At 72.8% G+C, this 342-nt stretch carries 1 pseudogene; it reads right to left on the bottom strand.

The features are described from left to right. Positions 1-342: pseudogene (locus D9V41_RS18095) on the bottom strand (hypothetical protein); the annotation flags it as partial.

Genomic DNA, 342 nt, shown 5'->3' with positions numbered 1-342 from the left:
GAGGGCGTCGTCGCGCGTCAGCGCCGTGGTCCTCGAGTAGCCCGCGGCCTGTCCCGCGCCCTCGTACGTGCTCGATGACCCGTACCCGAGGAGATCGACGAGTTGCGGGTGCGACAGCACGCCGTCCCGGTCGCCGGACAGCGGCTGCGTGGTGCGCGCCAGCGCGAGTGTTCCGCCGGCGCTCCCGGAGAACGCGATGCCGCTCGTGACGTCGGGTTCGGGCAGCGAGGCGCCCGCGGTGCCGTTGCTGTTGCCTCCGACGAGCAGGCGGCCGCCAGCAGGGATGGTGTGATCACCGAGCGGGATCACCCCGCTGAAGGCGTTGGAGCTGGTCGCGGAGCG

It is taken from the genome of Aeromicrobium phragmitis (assembly GCF_003674095.1).
Classification (GTDB): Bacteria; Actinomycetota; Actinomycetes; order Propionibacteriales; family Nocardioidaceae; genus Aeromicrobium; species Aeromicrobium phragmitis.
The sequence above is the reverse complement of the archived record's forward strand: the minus strand, read 5'-3'. Positions and strand labels throughout refer to the sequence as shown.